Origin of the sequence: Microvirga sp. CF3016 (assembly GCF_036314085.1) — a bacterium.
Classification (GTDB): Bacteria; Pseudomonadota; Alphaproteobacteria; order Rhizobiales; family Beijerinckiaceae; genus Microvirga.
On the sequence record NZ_JAYGGM010000004.1, the window covers coordinates 49419 to 68604 of the forward strand.

21 protein-coding genes and 1 riboswitch are annotated in these 19186 nt (G+C 67.3%); of the genes, 15 read left to right on the top strand and 6 right to left on the bottom strand.

Features of this window, described 5'->3' with window-relative positions; translation table 11 throughout:
• The first annotated feature begins 360 nt into the window (after positions 1 to 360).
• On the top strand, positions 361 to 711 hold the full coding sequence (locus tag VB672_RS06670; protein WP_329783396.1) for an STAS domain-containing protein: 351 nt from the start codon (positions 361 to 363) through the stop codon (positions 709 to 711).
• Here VB672_RS06670 and VB672_RS06675 read toward each other — a convergent pair.
• Positions 703 to 966 carry a DUF6894 family protein gene (locus VB672_RS06675; protein WP_329783397.1) on the bottom strand — a complete coding sequence of 88 codons (264 nt, stop codon included), beginning with the start codon at positions 964 to 966 and terminating at the stop codon, positions 703 to 705. The genes VB672_RS06670 and VB672_RS06675 overlap by 9 nt on opposite strands.
• 241 nt (positions 967 to 1207) lie before the next feature.
• Between VB672_RS06675 and VB672_RS06680 the strand changes: the two genes are divergently transcribed.
• Positions 1208 to 1462 (top strand): hypothetical protein, encoded by a 255-nt coding sequence (locus VB672_RS06680; RefSeq protein ID WP_329783398.1) that lies wholly within the window; start codon positions 1208 to 1210, stop codon positions 1460 to 1462.
• Positions 1463 to 1609: 147 nt separating this feature from the next.
• A complete protein-coding gene (locus tag VB672_RS06685) occupies positions 1610 to 2059 on the top strand; it encodes a PilZ domain-containing protein (protein ID WP_329783399.1) in 450 nt (149 codons plus the stop codon).
• 10 nt (positions 2060 to 2069) lie between these two features.
• Here the strand turns inward: VB672_RS06685 and VB672_RS06690 are convergent, their stop codons facing one another.
• Together VB672_RS06690 and cobD are read right to left on the bottom strand one after the other, a co-directional pair.
• Positions 2070 to 2357: a hypothetical protein gene (locus tag VB672_RS06690; protein WP_329783400.1), complete on the bottom strand. Its 288-nt coding sequence runs from the start codon at positions 2355 to 2357 to the stop codon at positions 2070 to 2072.
• Between the two features lie 368 nt (positions 2358 to 2725).
• Positions 2726 to 3736, bottom strand: coding sequence for a threonine-phosphate decarboxylase CobD (gene cobD / locus VB672_RS06695; protein WP_329783401.1), 1011 nt, complete (start codon positions 3734 to 3736; stop codon positions 2726 to 2728).
• An 11-nt stretch (positions 3737 to 3747) separates the two neighbouring features.
• Between cobD and cbiB the strand changes: the two genes are divergently transcribed.
• Positions 3748 to 4734 carry an adenosylcobinamide-phosphate synthase CbiB gene (cbiB, locus tag VB672_RS06700; RefSeq protein WP_329783402.1) on the top strand — a complete coding sequence of 329 codons (987 nt, stop codon included), beginning with the start codon at positions 3748 to 3750 and terminating at the stop codon, positions 4732 to 4734.
• Here the strand turns inward: cbiB and VB672_RS06705 are convergent.
• The gene (locus tag VB672_RS06705) at positions 4721 to 6166 is read right to left on the bottom strand and encodes a cobyric acid synthase (protein WP_329783725.1); all 1446 of its coding nucleotides are present in this window, start codon (positions 6164 to 6166) and stop codon (positions 4721 to 4723) included. The two genes, cbiB and VB672_RS06705, sit on opposite strands and share 14 nt — an antisense overlap.
• A 12-nt stretch (positions 6167 to 6178) precedes the next feature.
• Positions 6179 to 6784: a cob(I)yrinic acid a,c-diamide adenosyltransferase gene (gene cobO / locus VB672_RS06710; protein WP_329783403.1), complete on the bottom strand. Its 606-nt coding sequence runs from the start codon at positions 6782 to 6784 to the stop codon at positions 6179 to 6181.
• 87 nt (positions 6785 to 6871) lie between these two features.
• A riboswitch (cobalamin riboswitch) is annotated at positions 6872 to 7059 on the top strand.
• A 118-nt stretch (positions 7060 to 7177) separates the two neighbouring features.
• Here cobO and VB672_RS06715 point away from each other — a divergent pair.
• Genes VB672_RS06715 through cobJ form a run of 8 tightly spaced genes read left to right on the top strand, consistent with a single transcriptional unit; the run spans position 7178 to position 16043 of the window.
• Positions 7178 to 7819 (top strand): HupE/UreJ family protein, encoded by a 642-nt coding sequence (locus tag VB672_RS06715; RefSeq protein ID WP_329783404.1) that lies wholly within the window; start codon positions 7178 to 7180, stop codon positions 7817 to 7819.
• Positions 7820 to 7837: 18 nt separating this feature from the next.
• A complete protein-coding gene (locus VB672_RS06720; protein ID WP_329783405.1) occupies positions 7838 to 8233 on the top strand; it encodes a DUF1636 domain-containing protein in 396 nt (131 codons plus the stop codon).
• A gap of 26 nt (positions 8234 to 8259) precedes the next feature.
• Positions 8260 to 9297 (top strand): cobalamin biosynthesis protein CobW, encoded by a 1038-nt coding sequence (gene cobW / locus VB672_RS06725; RefSeq protein ID WP_329783406.1) that lies wholly within the window; start codon positions 8260 to 8262, stop codon positions 9295 to 9297.
• Position 9298: 1 nt separating this feature from the next.
• Positions 9299 to 12613, top strand: a complete 3315-nt coding sequence (gene cobN / locus VB672_RS06730; RefSeq protein WP_329783407.1) for a cobaltochelatase subunit CobN — start codon at positions 9299 to 9301, stop codon at positions 12611 to 12613.
• Positions 12610 to 13908, top strand: a complete 1299-nt coding sequence (gene cobG, locus VB672_RS06735; RefSeq protein ID WP_329783408.1) for a precorrin-3B synthase — start codon at positions 12610 to 12612, stop codon at positions 13906 to 13908. The genes cobN and cobG overlap by 4 nt, the downstream gene beginning before the upstream one ends.
• Positions 13905 to 14534, top strand: a complete 630-nt coding sequence (locus tag VB672_RS06740; protein ID WP_329783409.1) for a precorrin-8X methylmutase — start codon at positions 13905 to 13907, stop codon at positions 14532 to 14534. The genes cobG and VB672_RS06740 overlap by 4 nt, the downstream gene beginning before the upstream one ends.
• A gap of 4 nt (positions 14535 to 14538) precedes the next feature.
• Positions 14539 to 15282, top strand: coding sequence for a precorrin-2 C(20)-methyltransferase (locus VB672_RS06745; protein WP_329783410.1), 744 nt, complete (start codon positions 14539 to 14541; stop codon positions 15280 to 15282).
• Complete coding sequence (gene cobJ / locus VB672_RS06750) at positions 15279 to 16043, top strand: precorrin-3B C(17)-methyltransferase (RefSeq protein WP_329783411.1); 765 nt, start codon at positions 15279 to 15281, stop codon at positions 16041 to 16043. The genes VB672_RS06745 and cobJ overlap by 4 nt, the downstream gene beginning before the upstream one ends.
• Here the strand turns inward: cobJ and VB672_RS06755 are convergent.
• The gene (locus tag VB672_RS06755) at positions 16025 to 16777 is read right to left on the bottom strand and encodes a cobalt-precorrin-6A reductase (RefSeq protein ID WP_329783412.1); all 753 of its coding nucleotides are present in this window, start codon (positions 16775 to 16777) and stop codon (positions 16025 to 16027) included. The genes cobJ and VB672_RS06755 overlap by 19 nt on opposite strands.
• 37 nt (positions 16778 to 16814) lie before the next feature.
• Here VB672_RS06755 and cbiE point away from each other — a divergent pair, with 37 nt between their 5' ends.
• Genes cbiE through cobM form a run of 3 tightly spaced genes read left to right on the top strand, consistent with a single transcriptional unit; the run spans position 16815 to position 19182 of the window.
• Positions 16815 to 18029: a precorrin-6y C5,15-methyltransferase (decarboxylating) subunit CbiE gene (cbiE, locus tag VB672_RS06760; protein WP_329783413.1), complete on the top strand. Its 1215-nt coding sequence runs from the start codon at positions 16815 to 16817 to the stop codon at positions 18027 to 18029.
• Positions 18026 to 18412, top strand: coding sequence for a cobalamin biosynthesis protein (locus VB672_RS06765; protein WP_329783414.1), 387 nt, complete (start codon positions 18026 to 18028; stop codon positions 18410 to 18412). The genes cbiE and VB672_RS06765 overlap by 4 nt, the downstream gene beginning before the upstream one ends.
• Entirely contained in the window at positions 18409 to 19182 is a 774-nt protein-coding gene (gene cobM, locus VB672_RS06770) for a precorrin-4 C(11)-methyltransferase (protein WP_329783415.1), read from the top strand. The genes VB672_RS06765 and cobM overlap by 4 nt, the downstream gene beginning before the upstream one ends.
• The last annotated feature ends 4 nt before the right edge of the window (positions 19183 to 19186 follow it).

A 19186-nucleotide genomic window follows, 5' to 3' on the forward strand; every position in this document is an offset into this window, starting at 1 on the left:
AGCGTCTCTGCACAGGAAGGAAACTGGGCGTCCGCTCCTGACGGAAAAGCCAGGTGGAACGCCTGCTACAAGGAAACGAGGCTGATCTATCGGACCCGGAACCTGTCGCTTTCCGATTACCGGTCCGAGATCAAAGATGCCCGCAGGGCCCACATGCATCTCTGCATGACCAGAGCCAATCCTCCTGCTCCCGTGGTCGTGGCCACCCCCCTGGGCCAGCACCCGGAGAGCGCCGTGGCGAGTTGGGCCAGCAGCCCATAGGAGCGAGGCAGCGACTGGCCGGCCCTTCCTTCTTAGGATCGAATTCTGAGATACGGCGTTAGCCATACGCTGCTTGGATTAATCCTAAAGGGGAAACGCATGAACATCGAGTTGGCCACGCAGGACGCGGGAACAGCCCTGGTCAACATCCAAGGCCGCTTGGATGCCGCAGCGGCGCCCACCTTCAAGCAGCAGATCACGTCGGCAATTGCTGACGGCAATGTCAGACTTGCGCTGCATCTCGCTCATGTGTCGTTCATGGACAGCACGGGCCTCGGAGCCCTCGTGGCGGCGTTGAAGGCTGCGAGGAAGGCCAATGGCGATATCAGCATCGTGGCTCCCAGCAGTCAGGTTCAGAAGCTGTTCCGCCTGACGGCGATGGACCGGGTCTTCCGGATCTTCGAAACCCACGACGAGGCCCTGCGCCAGCTCAGGCCGGGTTCACAGTGACGATTCGGTCTGATCGAGAGATGTGAGCCCGAGATCCGCGCATGGGATGATCAGAACGGGGCGGAGATCCTCGCCGACGATTTCGATCATGATCTCGCTGCCGTAACTCGGGGACATTCCGGCCCAGCTTTTCAGGAGCTTTTCAGCCACCTTCAGGGCTTCGATCCTGGCGGCCGCGATGTCCGGCAACTCGATACCGCTCGGATCCTCATCGATGCCGAAATGGCTCCTCACATCAATGTAATAGCGGGGCACGACTCATCGCCTCGGCAACTCTGGATTGGATGGACCGTTTCCACCCTGATCTTCACCTATGTTAATCGACGATGGCCGATCTCGGAATTCATGCTGAATCCCCGCCCACTATTTCGGGCAAGCGTGATCCTTTCTGAAGTCACAGGGTTGTCGTTTGATGGTATAGCTCCCCTTTTCCTGGCGCTCGGCAAATCGGATTCCCACCCCGAAGCTGCCAGTCCACCCCCTTTCAGGAGTTTTGATGCTTTTGCCTTGGATGAAACTTGCGACAGACACCACGATGCTGGCCTTTGAGGCCCAGATGGTGATCTGGACCCGCCTGTCCCGAGCCGCCATGGGCCAGGGCTCCCCGGCGGAAAATCTGCTCATGGTGACGGAAAAGGTCACCGCCTTTGCCGAGGCGGCAGCGACGCTCGCAGCGGGTGGATCGGCCCACAAGGTCGTTAAAGGATACCGCAAGAAGGTCCGCGCCAACGTGAAGCGCCTGAAGCGCTAGTCGCCTCGGTACTCGTGCTATTTTCTTCCCGCGTGCCTTTTGCCTTCACGACCATCCGCTGACCGATTTAATCCTGTTCACGGGATTTTTGCTCTGCGCCGGTCGATTGGTGCTATTTTCGGCACAAGCGCGTCGAAAGGTCCATTCATGCGAGATCGTCGCCAGAGCGAACGTCTCCCCTCGATCCTCGAGGGCCGGATCGTCCTCGGCCAAGAAGCGCCGAGGCTCCAATGCACCGTGCGGGACATCTCTGCGACAGGGGCCCGGATCTGGCTGCCGGCTGCGATCGAGCTTGCGCCGGAATTCGATCTGGAGATCCCCGTCCTGGAACAGATCATGCCGGTTCAGCTCATGTGGTCGAAGGGAAGGACCCATGGGGTCATGTTCCTGCAGGAACTTCAGGGGCAACCGGACGGCATGTCCGAAAGCACTCTCGATGATCTTCCGCCCTCGGAGCCTCAACCCGCCTTGGAAGGCATCCCGAAAGGCTTGGTTGCGCTGACCGATAGCGTACTCGAGGATGCCCGTCGGCATCTTGCCGAAATCCTCGACGTGCCGGCCGACAAGATCAGGTTGAAGCTTGAGATCGACCCCTGAGCGTCGCGCCTCAAGCTCTACGGCTCACGAGACGGTTCCGAATGCCGGCGAAGACGGCCAGCGCCAATGCGCCCGCGAGCGTCGCCCCGAAGAGCTCTCCAAAGATGTGAAGACCTATGCTGTGTTCAGGGAGATCGCCGACGCTCATGTGATGAATATGGTGGGCCGTTGCGAGCCCTATGCCGCCCAAGGCGCCGAGATAGGCGAGCCCCGGCGTGTTCCATTCCCTGATCGTCTTTCTCTCAATGCGCCCAAACGACATAGAACTGCAGCTCCTGTCGACGTTCGTCAGTCTCATGCAGCCTTGGCCTCGCCGATGCCGGGACACTGCGCAACCGCGGGCATCACGATCAGCCAAAAGCCCTCCAAAGCCAAGCCTATGGGAAAATAACATCCTCCGAAACAACTTAACACAAGACAGCAGTTGCATTCGAAAACTTGGCAATACGGCTCTGACGGTCAAGCTTGACCATTGCTATTACGTATTTTCCACTATTTCTTTTTCGACATGAGATGGGTTATAGACTGAACCCATTGATGCGGGGCAATTCACAACAATAGTCACCAAAGATATATTTCAATACTACCGTGCCCGGGGGGCTTAGCACGGATATGGGCCGCGGCTCTGGTTGAAAGATCAGACGCGGCCTTTTCTTTTTCTCGGATTCAACTGGCTTCCTCCGTGAAGCTGGCAAGCGCAACTTCAAGGCGCCGCCAAGCCTCCTCGGAGCCCGGCAGCCCGAAGCGCAGAAGACCGGGATCGTATTGGAAGCGTCGGACCCAGATGCCTTGCCGCCCCAGATGCGAGAACAATTCGGGCGCGCGGCTGCTGCTCATGAGACGGTAAAGGATCGTCCCGCGCACGGGCCGGTCCGAATGCGGGGCGAGCAGCGTGTCGAGGCGGCAGGCATCCTTGGCCCGTGCCTCTTGCGCCGCCCGTTTCCATTGATGATCCCGCAGCGCCCGGCGTCCGACCTCCATGGCCGGGCCTGAGACGGACCAGGGCCCCAGAATCCTTCGCAATGCTTCGGTCACCGCGTTGGCCGCGACGGCAAAGCCGAGCCTTACGCCTGCGAGCCCGTATGTCTTGCCGAAGGAGCGCAGGACAGTGGCATTGTCCGGGAGCACTGGAACCAGTGTCTCGCTTTCGCCGAAATCGGCGAAGGCTTCGTCGACCACGAGCCAGCCGCTGCGCCGCCGCAGACGATCGGCCTGTTCGAGCAATGCCCCCCGAGGGAGCCTGCGACCATCGGGATTGTTGGGATTCACCACGACGAGGATATCCGCATCCCCTACCCCATCGACCGAGGCGACCTCCCCAACCTCATGTCCCGCCCCGCGCCAGGCCTGGGCATGCTCGGCATAGGTCGGCCCGAGGATGGCCACGCGCGACCGAGCGCGCAAGGTCGGCAACAGGCCGATGAGTGCCTGCGTTCCCGGGGCTGCCACCACCATGGCGGGATCGGACGCGCCGTAGGCCTCGGCGGCAGCCGCTTCCAGATCCTTATGGTCGGCAGGCGAAGGCAGCCGTTCGAAGAGGGAGGCTGGCAATGGAGGCATGGGATAGGCTATGGGATTGATCCCCGTCGACAGGTCGATCCACGGCTCGGGCGCATCCGGAAAGAGCCGGCGGGCCTCGTCCAGATCGCCTCCGTGCCAGATCAGCGCCTTACTCATCCGATTCACCTATGACCCCCTCCGATAGCCTGCTGATCCTGAGCCTTGCCCTCGCGGCCGAGGCGGCGTTCGGCTATCCTCACCGCCTTTACACGTGGATCGGGCATCCCGTCACCTGGATCGGGCGGCTGATCAAGAGGCTCGACCGGGACCTGAACCGCGAGGGCTGGTCCTTCGGTCGGCGACGAGCCGCCGGCGTTCTCGCGCTGCAGCTTCTTTTGGCGGTCACGGGCGCAGCCGCATGGGCGCTCGAGGCGGCTCTCCTGTCGTTCGGCCTTGCCGGAATCGCGATCCTCGCCCTTCTCTCCGGCACACTAATCGCCCAGCGCAGCCTGCACGACCATGTGGCGGCCGTATCGAAGGGTTTGCGCGTGGGCGGGCTCGCGGGCGGCCGGACGGCGGTCTCGATGATCGTCGGGCGCAACCCTCAAAGCCTGGACGAGGCCGGCGTGTCCCGCGCCGCCATCGAGAGCCTGGCCGAGAATTTCTCCGACGGGATCGTGGCGCCCGCCTTCTGGCTCGGGCTCGGCGGCCCTGCCGGGGCTGCGCTCTACAAGGCCACGAACACCGCCGACAGCATGATCGGCCACCGCACGCCCCGGCACGAGGCCTTCGGCTGGGCCGCCGCCCGGTTCGACGATCTCGTGAATCTGCCAGCCTCCCGCCTTGCGGCGCTTCTCATCATCGTCGCGGCCGCCTTCACGAGCGGGGCCTCTCCACAGGGTGCGTGGCGAGCGGTGAGGCGCGATGCATCGCATCACCGCTCGCCCAATGCCGGCTGGCCCGAGGCCTCCATGGCCGGGGCGCTCGGGCTGCGTCTTGCCGGGCCACGGGTCTATGGCGACATGCGCGTCGAGGATCGCTGGATGGGCGACGGGCGTGCCGAAGCCCATGCAGACGACATCGACCGGGCGCTCGCCCTCTACCGGACCGCGTGCGCGCTGCTCTTTGCCTTCGCGGCAGGCCTGACTCTCCTTGTCTGGGCTATCGCGCGCTGATGACGAGGAGCCGGTCGCAGTCGAGATGGGCTTCCAGATGGTCGGCGAAGCGGTCGAGAATATCGTCGACGAGGGCCTCGTAAGCGAGATCGCTCGTCTGCGCCCCAAGCAGGGTGAGCCAGCGCGCCCGCTGGCGGTCGTCCGCGAAGAGGCCGTGCACGTAGGTGCCGGTCACGCGGCCATCCGCCGAGACGGCTCCATCCAGCTGCCCGTTCGCCAAGCGGGCGAATGCGCGGGACGATGCGTCCGGCCCTGACGTCTCGCCGATATGCATCTCGTAGCCCGAGAGCGGCGTATCGTCCGCAAGCGTGGTTCCGGTGACGGCCTCGAGCCGCTTCTTCGCGGTGAGCGTCGTCGCCACGTCGAGCAGACCCAACCCCTCGATGGAGCGGCCGGCCTCGCCTTCGATGCCGAAGGGATCGTCGATCCGCCGCCCCAGCATCTGGTAGCCGCCGCAGAGGCCGAGCAGCCGTCCTCCCCGGCGCACGTGAGCTTTGAGATCGATGTCCCAGCCCTGCCGGCGAATGAACAGAAGATCGTCGATGGTGGTCTTGGAGCCGGGCAGCAGCACGAGTGCGGCCTCGGCCGGCAGGGGCTGGCCGGGCTCGACCAGCACCACCTCGACGCCCGGTTCCTCACGTAAGGGGTCGAGATCGTCGAAGTTGGAGATCCAGGGCGTCACCGGGACGGCGATGACGACCGAGCCCTTGCGCGCCTCCCGTCGCAGGCCCAAGCCGTCCTCGGCGGGAAGACGCGCGGCATCGGCGAAATGCGGCACGAGGCCGAGCGCCGGCCAGCCGGTGCGCTCGGCCACGAAGCGCATGCCGCTGTCGAAGAGGGCCGGATCGCCCCGGAAGCGGTTGACGATGAAGCCGCGGACTATCGCGGCATCCGCCTCATCGAGCACCGCCTTGGTGCCGACGAGGCTCGCGATGACGCCGCCCCGGTCGATGTCGCCCACCAGCACCACGGGCACGTTCGCCGCCCGGGCGAAGCCCATATTGGCGATGTCGCCCGCCCGCAGGTTCACCTCGGACGCTGAGCCTGCGCCCTCGACGAGGACGAGATCAGCCTCTTCCGAGAGCCGTCCGAAGCTGTCGAGGACGGCTTCCATGAGGCGCGGCTTCCAGGTTTGGTATTCGCGCGCCTTGGCGGTCCCGACCACGCGGCCCTGCACGACGACTTGAGAGCCGATCTCGCTCTGGGGCTTCAGCAGCACCGGGTTCATGTGGACGGTGGGCTGAACGCCCGCGGCCCGCGCCTGCAGAGCCTGGGCGCGGCCGATCTCGCCGCCGTCGGCCGTGACGGCCGCGTTGTTGGACATGTTCTGCGGCTTGAAGGGCCGGACCCTCAAGCCCCTGCGGGCAAAGACCCGGCACAGGCCCGCCACCAGGAGCGACTTGCCCACGTTGGAGCCGGTGCCCTGCACCATGAGCGCGCGCATCTAAAACTCGACGCCTTCCTGCGCCTTCACGCCGGCCGCGAAGTGATGCTTCACCAGGCTCATCTCGGTGACGAGATCCGCCGCCTCGATGAGTTCCGGCTTGGCGTTGCGGCCGGTGACGACCACGTGGAGATCGGGCCGGCGCTGCTTCAGTGTTTCCACGACCTGCGCCAGATCCAGGTACTCGTAGCGAAGGGCGATGTTGAGTTCGTCGAGCACCAGGAGACGGATGTCCTCGCGGGCCATCAGATCCTTCGCCTTATCCCAAGCGCGCTCGGCCGCCGCCACGTCGCGGGAGCGGTCCTGGGTCTCCCAGGTAAAGCCCTCGCCCATGGTATGCCACTCCACCTGATCGGAGAATCGGTCCAGCGCCAAGCGCTCGCCGGTCTCCCAGGCGCCCTTGATGAACTGCACCATGCCCACGTGAAACCCGCGTCCGAGCGCCCGCAGCATGAGCCCGAAGGCCGCCGTCGACTTGCCCTTGCCAGGCCCGGTGTGGACGATGAGGAGCCCTTTCTCGATCGTTTTCGAGGCGACCTCCCGGTCCTGGACCTCCTTGCGCTTGATCATCTTGGCGCGATGGCGCGCCTCGTCATCCTGGGTCATCCGAACCTGCTTTCGCCTGAATTGGCGCACCATGAACAGCCCTGCCGCCGATTTCAATACTCAGGCTTGAAAGATGCCTCTCGCCCCGGTAAGCGTGTAACGGACGGTGCCCTGGAAACAGGGTGAAAAGGGAATGCGGTGAGACACCGCGGCTGCCCCCGCAACTGTAAGCGGCGAGCCTTCGCTTAACATGCCACTGGGACTCATCGTCCCGGGAAGGCGGCGAAAAGCATCGACCCGCGAGCCAGGAGACCTGCCGTCAGCCTTGCTTCTATCGGGTCTGTCGGACGGGGTGTGCCGACGGTGACCGTAGTCGAACGACCTTCCCTCGTTCGGTTCCGTCCGTGGAAGCGCAACAGACTCGACCTGAAGAGTCTCCCGACGGAGAGAACGATGACTGCACGCCTTCTGCTCAAGACCCGTTTCGCTGCCCTGACCCTCGCCGGCCTCGCCGCCGCGACGCCCGCCCTAGCGCATCACGCCATGGACGGCCAGACGCCCTCCACCTTCGTTCAGGGCCTGCTCTCGGGCCTCGGCCACCCGGTCATCGGTCTCGACCACCTCGCCGCCCTCGTGGGCGTGGGCCTCGTCTCCTCGCGTTTCGCCCGCGGCCTCACCCTCCCGGCTTTCTGGGTCGTGGCCATGGCAGCCGGCGTCGGTCTGCATCTTGCCAGCCTTGACGTCCCCTATGCCGAGGCGCTCGTGGCCCTGAGCGTGGTGGTCATCGGTGTCGCGGCCACAATCCGCACCACCCTGCCCTATGCGACGATTGCCGCCCTCTTCGCCATCGGCGGAGCAATGCACGGCTATGCCCTGGGCGAGTCCATCGTCGGCGCGGAAGCCACTCCGCTCGCAGCCTATCTCGTTGGCCTCGTCGTGGTTCAGACGGCCTTCACGACCGGAATCGCCTTCGTGGCCCAGCGCTTCACGAAGGCACCGCTCCAGGTGCCTTCGCTGCAGCTTCGCCTGGCCGGCCTGGCCGTCGCCCTCGTCGGCGCCGCCATCTTCGCCCTGGCTCTTCCGGCCGCAGCCTGATCGCATCGGCCTGACGCCATGACCTCACCCCCTGAGGAGATCTGCCTGCATGTCTGCGTCACCTGCCGTCAGGCGGGTGGCCCGGACGATAAGGCGCTCCGGCCCGGTGCCATCCTTCACCGGGCCCTTAACGAGGCGCTCGAGCATCCCGACGCACCGAAGGTGCGCGTGGAGGCAGTCGAGTGCCTGTCCGTGTGCAAGCGCCCCTGCACGATCGCAGTCTCCGGTCCCGGCCGCTGGACCTACATCTACGGCGACCTGAACGCCGAGACCTCTGTCGAGACGATCCTGGACGGGTTGCGCCGCTATGCGGCAACGTCCGACGGACTCGTGCCCTGGCGCGAGCGACCCGAGGCGTTCCGCAAGGGCGTCGTCGCCCGCATTCCCCCGATCAAGACCAACAACGCGGCTTGAAACGAAGCCGCCGAAAGGCTCAACCGATGAGCGATCTCAAAAAGATCCCCTGCACCATCGTCACTGGATTCCTCGGTGCCGGCAAGACCACCCTGGTGCGTCATCTCCTCGAGAATGCCGGCGGACGCCGCCTCGCGGTTCTTGTCAACGAATTCGGCGATCTCGGCTTCGACGGCTCCTTCATCGAAGGCTGCGGCATCGAAGGCTGCACACAGGAAGACATTGTCGAACTCCCCAACGGCTGCCTCTGCTGCACGGTGGCGGAGGACTTCGTGCCGGCGCTCAACACACTGCTCAACCGCCCGAACCCGCCCGAGCATATCCTGATCGAGACCTCGGGGCTCGCCCTTCCGAAGCCGCTGGTGCGCGCCTTCAACTGGCCGGACATCCGCTCCCGCGTGACGGTCGACGGCGTGATCGCCGTGGTCGACGGCCCGGCCGTCGCATCGGGTGCGTTCGCGGAGGATCCGGAGGCGCTCGAAGCCCAGCGCAGCGCCGACACGTCCGTCGAGCACGAAAATCCGCTCGAGGAAGTGTTCGAGGACCAGCTTCTCTGCGCCGACCTGATCATCCTCAACAAGACCGACCAGATGCAGCCCGGCGACAAGGGCAAGGTCCTGGTCGAGATCGAAGAGCACCTGCCCCGCGCCGTGAAGGTGATCGAGACCGCGCACGGCAAGGTGGACCCGACGGTGCTGCTCGGTCTTGGTGCAGCTGCGGAAGCGGATCTCGAATCCCGCCCCTCGCATCACGAGACTGCCGAGGACCACGACCACGACGATTTCGACAGCGTCGCAATCCCGGTCGATCCCGTTGCGACGCCGGAAGCGCTCGTCGCCCGCGTCGAGCGCGCGGCGGAAGCGGCCGGCGTGCTGCGCATCAAGGGCTTCGCGCCCGTCGACGGCAAGCCCATGCGCCTCGTGGTCCAGGGGGTCGGCCAGCGCGTCGCGCATCACTTCGACCGGCCTTGGAAGGCCGGCGAAGCGCGGGACGGACGCATGGTGGTGATCGGCCTCAAAGGCTTCGACGTGAAGGCCGTCGAGGCCGCTCTGCGCAACGGATGACATGCATCTTCTTCCGGTCACAGCGATTTCTCTCGACGAGGGCGGGGAGGCCACAGACCTCCAGCAACCGCCGGGGGATATCGTCGTCCTCTCCTTCGCGGACAGTGACCTCGGTGCGCTGGCGGCGGCCCATCGCCTGAAGGCCGGCGGAGCATCGCTCCGCCTCGCCTCTCTGCGCCGCCTGCGCCATCCTCTCTCCGTCGATCTCTACATCGAGAAGACCGCCGCCAAAGCGCGCTTCGTCCTCGTGCGCTGCCTCGGCGGCCTCGATTACTGGCGCTACGGCATCGAGCACCTCGCACAGGCCTGCCGAAACCATGGCGTGAAGCTCGCCGTGCTGCCGGGCGACGACCGGCCCGATCCGCGGCTTGCGGCCTATGCCACCGTTCCGCAGGCGCTCCGCGACGAACTGGAGGCCTATTTCCAGGCTGGCGGCATCGACAACATGCGCCGCCTGCTCGCGCGCATCGGCGCCGAGATCGGTGAAGCGGAACAGGCCATCGAGCCGCCGCACGTTGTGCCGCGTGCGTTTGCGTGGACGCGGGCAGACGGAATCGTCGAGCCTGAGACGCTGCTCGCTGGCCTCTCCGGCGAACACCCCCTCGCCTGTCTGCTCGTCTACCGCTCCGCCGTTCTTTCCGGCGACACGCGGGCCGTTGACGCGCTGGCATCGGCTCTCGCCGGCCGCGGCATCGACTCGCTCGTGCTCGCCGTGTCCAGCCTGAAGGATCCGGACGTGGTCGCCGTCATTCGGCGCACCATCCAGACGCGCCGCCCCGACATTATCGTCACGACCACGGCCTTCTCGTCCCGCGACGATGCGAGCTTCGTGCTGGACGAAGCCGATTGCCCGATTCTGCAAGCAATCCCGGTCGGCAGCGCGAAGGACGCCTGGGCGGCCTCGCCGCGTGGGTTGTCCGCCGCGGATCTCGCCATGCAGATCGCGCTGCCTGAGTTCGACGGCCGCATTGCCGCCGGACCGGTCTCGTTCAAGGACGAAGAGCCAGCCGATCCCACCCTCGCCTTCTCCCGTCGCGTGCAGGCACCGGACGCGGCCAGCATCGCTGCCGTTGCCGACTTGGCCGCCGCATGGGTGCGCCTCGCCCGCACGCCTCGCCCCGAGCGGCGGCTCGCGCTCGTTCTCTCCGACTATCCCGCGCGCGGCGGACGCGCCGGCTTCGCGGTCGGGCTCGATACGCCGGCCAGCACCTGCGCGATCCTCGACGCTCTCGACGAGGCCGGCTACGCGGCCGGACGAGACTTCACGGCCGACGACCTGATGCCGCGCCTTACCGAAGGCGAGCCGTCGTATGCGGTTCCGCTGGCCGTTTATCGCACCTGGCTCGATACGCTGCCGGCAAAACAGCGTGCCGCCATCGACGAGCGCTGGGGTAGTCCTGAGAATGATCCTTCCTTTGCCCGAGATGCCTTCCGTTTCCGCGCGATCCGTTCGGAAAACATCCTCGTGGCGCTGCAGCCCGATCGCGGCCACGGCCTCGACCGCAAGGGCGGCTATCACGATCCCGAATGCCCGCCGAGCCATGGCTATCTCGCGTTCTATCGCGGGCTGCGGGCCTTGGAGAACATCCACGCCGTCGTTCATCTCGGCACCCACGGCACCACCGAGTGGCTCCCCGGGAAAGCGGTGGCTTTGTCCGCCACCTGCTGGCCGCGCCTCGCCACCGGCGCCCTTCCGGTGATCTATCCCTTCATCGTCGACGATCCCGGCGAAGCCGCACCCGCCAAGCGCCGCATCGGCGCCTTGACCGTCGGCCACCTCACGCCGGAGACCACGGAGGCGGGTCTGCACGGCGAGGCGGCCGCCCTGCGCGAGCTGGTGGAGGAGTTCTCCTCCGCCCAGATCCTCCATCCCGGCCGGGCGGAACTCGTGGCGCGCGAGATTCTGGAGCGCGCCAGGGCGAACGGTCTCGCATCGGCCTGCGGGGTGGAAGACGGCATGCCCATGGACGAAGCCCTGACGCGTCTCGATGCCCACCTGTGCGATCTCGGCGAGGTGACGATCCGCGACGGGCTCCACGTCTTCGGCAGCGCTCCTGCCGGGTTTGAAGCCTGTGCCACCGGCGAGCGGGAGGGATTGCTGAAGGCCCTCGACGGGCGCTTCGTCCTGCCGGGCCCGTCCGGTTCGCCCTCTCGCGGCCAGACCAATGTGCTGCCCACCGGCCGCAACCTCGCGACCCTCGACCCGCGGGCCATTCCCACCCGTGCCGCCACGGAACTCGGCTGGCGCGCCGCGGCCGAAGTGGTGCGACGGCACCTGCAGGAGGAAGGCGACTGGCCGCGGCGGATCGTCATGGACCTGTGGGCCTCCCCGACGCTCCGTTCCGGCGGCGAGGACATCGCCCATGCGCTGGCGCTCATGGGCGTGCGCCCGACCTGGGATCATGCCTCGACCCGCGTGACCGGCTTCGAGATCGTGCCGCAGCCGCTCCTCGACCGGCCCCGCGCCGACGTGACCCTGCGGATCTCCGGCGCCTTCCGCGATACCTTTCCGGATCAGATCGCGCTCCTCGATCAAGCAACCCGCGCAGTCGCGGCGCTCAACGAGGATGACGAATGGAATGAGCTCGCCGCCGCGCGCCGGCGCGGCGAGGAGCTGGCGCGCGTCTTCGGCTCAGCCCCCGGCACCTATGGCGCCGGCGTGGCGGCGCAAGCGCTCGACGGCGAATGGTCGGCGAGCCGCGATCTCGGCCGCACCTATCTCGACGGCACCTCCCATGCCTTCGGATCCGGCGGTGAGGCCCAGGCGGACGGGAGTTTCCCGCAGCGCGTCGAACAAGCCGAGGCCTTCGTCCATGTGAGCGACGTGGCCGAGCGCGACATCCTCGACGGCGACTCCGCCGCCGACGGCATCGGGGGCTTTGCGGCGGCCGCCCAGGCGCTCGGCGCCGCTCCGGCCGTCTACAGCCTGGACACCAGTCGCCCGCAGCAGCCGAGAGCCCGTACCCTTACGGAAGATATCGACCGCCTCGTGCGCGGCCGCCTGACCAATCCGCGCTGGATCGCCGGCCAGCTGCGCCACGGCTGGCGCGGCGCCGCCGAGGTCGCACAAGGCGTCGACGCGCTCTTCGCTTTTGCCGCGACGACGGATGCGGTTCCGTCGGCAACGCTCGACCTCGTCTTCTCGGCCCTGATCGCCGACGAGCCGACCTGGACGCGGATCGAGGCCGCCAATCCAACCGCCGCGCAGGCGATCCGCGAGCGTCTCGCCGTCGCGCGCCGTCGCGGGCTGTGGGCAAGCCGCCTCAATTCCGTTGCAGCCTTCTTCGAGGATGGGCGAAAGGAGGCGGCCGAATGAGCGCGCAGCCTGTCAGCGACCGTCGGCGCGGATGGTGTCCGGGCGTGCGTCGCCCCATGGCGACCGGCGACGGCCTGCTCCTGCGCCTGCAGCTGTTCGGCGGCCGGCTCACGGCCGACCAGGTTCGCCTCGTCGCCGAGGCCGCCCGCGAACATGGCAACGGCCATCTCGACATCACCGCCCGCGGCAATCTGCAGATCCGCGGCGTGAGCGAGGAAACGTATCCCGACCTGCTCGCCCTCCTTGAGCGCGAAGGCCTGGCCGAGCCTGACGGCGACGGCCCTAACCGGCTCACCGTTCTCTCGCCACTCGCCGGCCTCGACCCCGGTGAGCGCTTCGACGTCCACGCTCTGGCTCAGGCGATCGAGGACGGCGCCGGTCACCTGGAAGGACTGCCGGCTAAATTCTTCGTCGCCATTGACGGCGGTGGGGCCATGCCCCTCGACGCCATAGGGGCCGATCTCTATCTGGCGGCAGGCGAGGACGGCGGCGTGGCTTTCCGCCTGCCCTCCTCCGGCGGCTTGCATGGAAGCGGCACCGCATCCCTCTCCCACGCTCCTGGTGCAGCCTGCACGATCCTTTCCGGCTTCGCGGCCATGCGGCGCACGGGTCGAACGGATGCGCGGCGCCTTCGCGACCTGGCGCCACACCTCGTTCAGGAACTGGCCGCGTCGGCCGGTCTCGAACCGGGGGCCGCCATGCCTCCGCGCCCGGCGAGCCCACGGGCCGGCGTTATTCCGGTCAAGGGCGGACAGGCCGTTCTCCTCGCGCTGCCGTTCGGACGCAGCAGGACCGAGCAGCTGGTGCAGGCGGCGGCATGGAGCGAGCGGTTCGGCACGGGCGAGATCCGCCTGTCCTTCACCCGCGGCATCCTCCTGCCCGGACTGTCGGACAGGGATGTACCGGTGCTTCTCGACGAAGCGCGGGGGGCGGGCTTCATCACCGACCCGAACGATCCTCGCCTGTCGCTGATCGCCTGCCCGGGCAAGCCGGACTGCGCCACGGCTGCGACTCCGGCCCCTGCGGACGCCTTGCGGATTGCCGCCGTCTCCGATGAGCTCCTGGCGCAAGGCACGACCGTTCATGTCTCGGGCTGCCCGAAAGGCTGCGCCCATCCGGGTAAAGCCGATCTGACCCTGGTGGGCCGCCCTGACGGTCGCTATGACGTCGTGCCCCACGGGTCCGCCCGCGACGTTTCCTCTCTTCACCTCTCTCTCGATGAGATCATGACCCGTTTGCTGCCTGCAAAGACCTCTGCCGAACTGCCTTGCGCCTTTCCGGAACGTTCCCAATGAGCGGGCGCGATTACATCCGTGAGGGCGCGGAGATCTATCGCCGCTCCTTCGCGATCATCCGCGCCGAGGCCGACCTGTCGCGCTTTTCCGGCACGGCGGAACGCGTCGCCGTGCGCATGATCCATGCCTGCGGCATGACGGACCTGCCGAAGGATATCGATCTCTCGCCCGATTTCGCCGAGGCGGCGGAAGCGGCCCTGAAGCGCGGCGCGCCGATCCTCTGCGACGCCAAGATGGTGGCGAACGGGATCACCCGCGCGCGGCTGCCGGCGAACAACGAGGTGATCTGCACCCTCGACGACCCGCGCGTCCCGGCCCTCGCAGCGGAACTCGGCAACACCCGCTCGGCCGCCGCCATGGAGCTGTGGCGCGAGCGGCTGGAGGGAGCGCTGGTGGTGGTCGGCAACGCGCCGACCGCCCTCTTCCACCTGCTCGAAATGCTCGATGCCGGGGCGCCCAGGCCCGCAGCCGTGATCGGCATCCCGGTCGGCTTCATCGGCGCGGCGGAATCGAAGGAGGCGCTGGCCCGGGACGGGCGCGTGCCGTACCTCGTCGTCCACGGCCGGCGCGGCGGCAGCGCCATGGCGGCCGCGGCGGTCAATGCCGTGGCGAACCCGGTCGAGTGAGCCGATGACGATGCAAGATCCCATCCGCCTCTTCGGCCTCGGCCTCGGTCCCGGCGACCCGGACTACATGACCGTGCGCGCCCGCAGGGTGCTGGAGACTGCCGACCGGCTTGTCCACTTCTGCAAGCGGGGACGGCGCGGCAACGCGCGCACCATCGCGGATGCCGTCGTCGGTCCCAACCCGGGGCGCGAGATCGCCCTCGCCTATCCGGTCACGACCGAGATCCCGGCCGATCACCCGGATTATGCGGCGGCGCTCAACCCATTCTACGAGGCGGCGGCGGCAGCGCTTCTCGCCGAGGTCGAAGCGGGACGCACCGTCGCGGTTCTCTGCGAGGGCGATCCCTTCTTCTACGGCTCCTTCATGCATCTCTGGTGGCGCCTGAAAGACCGCGTTCCCATTGAAGTGGTACCGGCTGTCACCGCCATGTCGGGCGCCTGGACCCGTGCCGGCGCCCCCATCACCTGGGGCGACGACGTGCTCACGATCGTGCCCGGCACGCTGCCCGAGAACGAGCTGACACGCCGCCTCTCCGGCACCGACGCCGCCGTGGTGATGAAGCTCGGAAGCCATCTGCCGAAGGTCCGCGCGGTTCTCCAGTCCACCGGTCTCTTCCAGCGCGCCGTCTATGTGGAGCGCGCGACCATGGCTCAGGAGAAGATCGTTCCGCTGCCCGAGCTCCCGGAGGATTTCGACGCGCCGTACTTCTCCCTGATCCTCGTGCCGGGACAAGGGAGGCGCGTATGACGGGCCTTGTCACGGTCGTGGGTCTCGGCCCAGGCGACCCGCGCTATCTGACGCCCTCCGCCTCGGACGCCCTCGCCTCCGCGACCGACGTCGTCGGCTATGGTCCCTATGTGGACCGCGTGCCGGAAAGGCCGGGCCTGCGACGGCACGCTTCGGACAACCGCGTCGAGATCGACCGCGCACGCTTCGCGCTCGATCTCGCAACGAAGGGCGGCCGCGTCGCCGTGGTGTCAGGCGGCGATCCCGGCGTGTTCGCCATGGCGGCGGCGGTGTTCGAGGCTGTGGAAAATGGCGATCCCGCTTGGCGCAGCCTCGACATCCGCGTGGAGCCCGGGATCACCGCCATGCTCGCGGCGGCGGCTCGTGTCGGCGCACCGCTCGGCGGCGATTTCTGCACCATGTCGCTGTCGGACAACCTGAAACCCTGGGACGTCGTCGAGGCACGATTGCGAGCCGCTCTTGCGGCCGATTTCGCCGTGGCGCTCTACAATCCGATCTCCTCAGCCCGGCCCTGGCAGCTCGGCGCGGCGTTCAAGATCGTCGCCGAGATGCGCGGTCCCGACACCCCGATCGTTCTGGCCCGGGCCGTAGCCCGGCCCGACGAGCGCATCAGGATTCTGCCGCTCGCCAATGTGGAAGCCACTATGGCCGACATGTCGACGATCGTCATCATCGGTGCGTCCACCACACGGCTGATCGACCGGCCCGAGGGCAAGGAGGCTTACGTCTATACGCCGAGGTTCTATGGGGTGCGTCCGTGAAGACGCTTCAGCCAATCGAGCGCCGCCTCGGCACTGGCGACCTCTTCGACGCCGGAAGGCTTCTCCGGCCGCGCCACGATGATGACCGGAAGTCCCAACGCGCGCGCCGCCGCAACTTTCGGATAGGTTGCCGCACCGCCGGAGTTCTTCGTCACCACCACGTCGACGCGCTCGCGCTCCATGAGCAGACGCTCGGCCATCTCATCGAAGGGCGCGCGATCCCGGATCGCGACCACATTCGGCACCGGCAGAGCGTTTCCGATGGGCTCGATGGTGCGCACGAGATAAGTGTGCTGGGGCGCCGCCGCGAAGGATGCGAGCTCGAGCCGTCCCACGGTGAGGAAGACGCGGCGCGGCGCCTCTCCGAGAGCCTGAACGGCCTCACCCATCGATGCCACCTCGATCCAGCGATCACCATCCTGCGGCACCCACGCTTCGCGGCGCAGGGCAACCAAGGGCACGTGAGCCTGTCGGCACGCCTCGGCGGCGTTGCGGGACATCACGGCGGCGAAGGGGTGGGTCGCGTCGACCACGGCCTCGATTCTCTCCTCGCCCAGGAAGCCCGCGAGGCCCGCCGCGCCGCCGAACCCGCCGATGCGGGTTGGGATCGGCAGGGGGCGCGGATCGCTGGTGCGGCCGGCCATGGACAAAAGCGGGCTGAAATCGGACCGACCGGCAAGCCGCGCTGCGAGTGCGGAGGCCTCGGTGGTGCCGCCCAGAATGAGGATGCGCATGAGCTCCTTTTCGTTGAATTCTGAGCAGGAGTCGAGCATGGCGCCGAACACTGTCTGGCTCACCATCATCGGCATCGGCGAAGATGGACGCGACGGCCTCTCCCCTGGGGCTCTCGCCGCACTCGACCGGGCCGAGTTCGTGATCGGCGGCGCGCGGCACCTCGCCTTGGTGGCGCCTATCTCGGCGAAAACTCTCCCCTGGCCGAGCCCCTTTGCGGATGGCTATGCCATGATCCTCGCCCGCCGTGGCCAGCCGACCTGCGTTCTGGCCACAGGCGACCCGTTCCATTATGGCGTCGGCGCCGAACTGGCACGCCTCGTTCCAGCCGAGGAGATGAACTGCTTCCCGCAAGCGTCCGCCTTCAGCCTCGCCGCGGCCCGCATGGGTTGGTCTCTGCCGGATTGCGACTGTGTCAGCCTGCACGGCCGCGCATTGGAGCGGATCATTCCCCATCTACAACCGGGCGCCCGGATCCTTGCTTTGTCCTGGGACGGCTCGACACCGGGCAAACTCGCGGAACTCCTGAAGGCGCGCGGTCTCGGCGCCTCGACGATCACCGTGTGCGAAGCCATGGGCGGCCCGCGCGAGCGCATCCGCCGCGCGATCGCGGCCGACTTCGCCATCACCGGGATCGATCCTCTCAATACGGTCGCTATCGAGGTTATGGCGAAAAGTGACGCGCGCATCGTCACGCTCGCGCCCGGCCTGCCCGATGCCTTTTTCGAGAACGACGGTCAGCTCACGAAGGCTGAGATCCGTGCGCTCACCCTCGCGGCGCTCGCGCCCAGAGCCGGTGAGTTGTTGTGGGACATCGGCCTGGGTGCGGGCTCCGTCGGGATCGAATGGTGCCTGCGCCATCCGCGCAACCGCTGCATCGGTATCGAGGAACGGCCGGAGCGCGCCGAAGGGGCGCGCCGCAATGCGCGTGAACTCGGCGCAACAACCCTCGATATCCGCATGGGTCGCGCGCCGGAAGCATTGGCCGATCTGCCCGCGCCGGATGCCGTCTTCATCGGCGGCGGAGCCTCGGAACCGGGCGTGTTCGACGCCGCCTGGGCGGCGCTGAAGCCTGGCGGGCGTCTCGTCGTCAACGGTGTCACGCTGGAAACCGAGACGCTGCTCGGCTCACTCTATGCAAAGCACGGGGGCACGATGCGGCGCCTGGCGGTCTCGCGTCTCGAACCCGTCGGCGGCATGCACGGCTGGCGGGCGGCGATGCCTGTCACGCAATGGGTAGTGACGAAGCCATGATCGTCGCCGGTATCGGATTCAGGCGCAGCGTTGCCGCCGAGGACATCGTGGCTCTCGTCGAGCAGGCGCTCGAGCGCGCCGCGCTCGCGGGGGACGCATTGGTCAAACTCGCGACCATAGAAGCCCTCGCCGACCTTCCCGTTTTCACAGAGGCGGCCCGTCGCCTTGCGGTCCCGGCCATGTCGGTGGACCAACAGGCCTTGTCTGCAGCAGCCCCTCGCGTCCGCACGCAGTCGGCCCGCTCCATCGCGGCACATGGGGTTGGCTCCGTTGCTGAAGCGGCGGCGCTGGCAGTCGCCGGGCCTCGCGCCGAACTCGTTCTCGACCGCATCGCGTCGAGCTCCGCCACCTGCGCCCTCGCGCGCCTGGAGACCGGTTCATGACCGTCCATTTCATCGGAGCAGGCCCGGGCGCCGCCGATCTCATCACGGTGCGCGGACGTTCGCTCATCGAGCGGTGTCCCGTCTGCCTCTATGCCGGATCGATCGTGCCGCCCGAAATCCTGTCCTGGTGCCCGCCCGGTGCACGGCTTGTCGACACCGCTCCTCTCGATCTCGACGCCATCACGGCCGAATACGTGCGGGCCCATGAGAAGGGTGAGGATGTGGCGCGGCTCCATTCCGGCGATCTCTCGCTCTGGAGCGCCATGGGCGAGCAGCTGCGGCGCCTCGATGCGCTTGGGCTCCCCTACACGATCACACCGGGCGTTCCCGCCTTCGCGGCCGCGGCCGCAGCATTGGGGCGCGAATTGACAGTGCCGGAAGTCGGCCAATCACTGGTACTCACGCGAACCTCCGGTCGGGCATCCGCCATGCCGGAGACGGAGCGGCTTGCCACCTTCGCGCAGACCCGGGCAACGCTCGCGATCCATCTGTCGATTCATGTGATCGAGCAGGTGATCGAAGACCTGCTGCCATCCTACGGCGCCGATTGTCCCGCAGCCGTGGTCTGGCGCGCCTCCTGGCCGGACGAGCGGGTGATCAAGGGCACGCTGGAGACGATCGCCGCCATGGTCCGCGCCGAAAAGCTGGAACGCACGGCCCTGATCCTGGTGGGGCGGACGCTTGCGGCAAAGGATTTTCGCGACAGCGCCCTCTATTCGACCGACTACGACCGCCGCTTCCGTCCCGGCGCCCGCGAGGGCGACCGATGAAACT

Coding starts and splice junctions, on each gene's coding strand:
- cobG (WP_329783408.1), top strand. CDS start 12,610: ATGAGCGCGCAGCCTGTCAGCGACCGTCGGCGCGGATGGTGTCCGGGC.
- VB672_RS06740 (WP_329783409.1), top strand. CDS start 13,905: ATGAGCGGGCGCGATTACATCCGTGAGGGCGCGGAGATCTATCGCCGC.
- VB672_RS06720 (WP_329783405.1), top strand. CDS start 7,838: ATGACCTCACCCCCTGAGGAGATCTGCCTGCATGTCTGCGTCACCTGC.
- VB672_RS06670 (WP_329783396.1), top strand. CDS start 361: ATGAACATCGAGTTGGCCACGCAGGACGCGGGAACAGCCCTGGTCAAC.
- cobW (WP_329783406.1), top strand. CDS start 8,260: ATGAGCGATCTCAAAAAGATCCCCTGCACCATCGTCACTGGATTCCTC.
- cobJ (WP_329783411.1), top strand. CDS start 15,279: ATGACGGGCCTTGTCACGGTCGTGGGTCTCGGCCCAGGCGACCCGCGC.
- cobN (WP_329783407.1), top strand. CDS start 9,299: ATGCATCTTCTTCCGGTCACAGCGATTTCTCTCGACGAGGGCGGGGAG.
- cbiB (WP_329783402.1), top strand. CDS start 3,748: ATGACCCCCTCCGATAGCCTGCTGATCCTGAGCCTTGCCCTCGCGGCC.
- VB672_RS06765 (WP_329783414.1), top strand. CDS start 18,026: ATGATCGTCGCCGGTATCGGATTCAGGCGCAGCGTTGCCGCCGAGGAC.
- VB672_RS06680 (WP_329783398.1), top strand. CDS start 1,208: ATGCTTTTGCCTTGGATGAAACTTGCGACAGACACCACGATGCTGGCC.
- cobM (WP_329783415.1), top strand. CDS start 18,409: ATGACCGTCCATTTCATCGGAGCAGGCCCGGGCGCCGCCGATCTCATC.
- VB672_RS06685 (WP_329783399.1), top strand. CDS start 1,610: ATGCGAGATCGTCGCCAGAGCGAACGTCTCCCCTCGATCCTCGAGGGC.
- VB672_RS06745 (WP_329783410.1), top strand. CDS start 14,539: ATGACGATGCAAGATCCCATCCGCCTCTTCGGCCTCGGCCTCGGTCCC.
- VB672_RS06705 (WP_329783725.1), bottom strand. CDS start 6,166: ATGGTGCAGGGCACCGGCTCCAACGTGGGCAAGTCGCTCCTGGTGGCG.
- cobO (WP_329783403.1), bottom strand. CDS start 6,784: ATGACCCAGGATGACGAGGCGCGCCATCGCGCCAAGATGATCAAGCGC.
- VB672_RS06715 (WP_329783404.1), top strand. CDS start 7,178: ATGACTGCACGCCTTCTGCTCAAGACCCGTTTCGCTGCCCTGACCCTC.
- cbiE (WP_329783413.1), top strand. CDS start 16,815: ATGGCGCCGAACACTGTCTGGCTCACCATCATCGGCATCGGCGAAGAT.
- VB672_RS06690 (WP_329783400.1), bottom strand. CDS start 2,357: ATGAGACTGACGAACGTCGACAGGAGCTGCAGTTCTATGTCGTTTGGG.
- VB672_RS06755 (WP_329783412.1), bottom strand. CDS start 16,777: ATGCGCATCCTCATTCTGGGCGGCACCACCGAGGCCTCCGCACTCGCA.
- cobD (WP_329783401.1), bottom strand. CDS start 3,736: ATGAGTAAGGCGCTGATCTGGCACGGAGGCGATCTGGACGAGGCCCGC.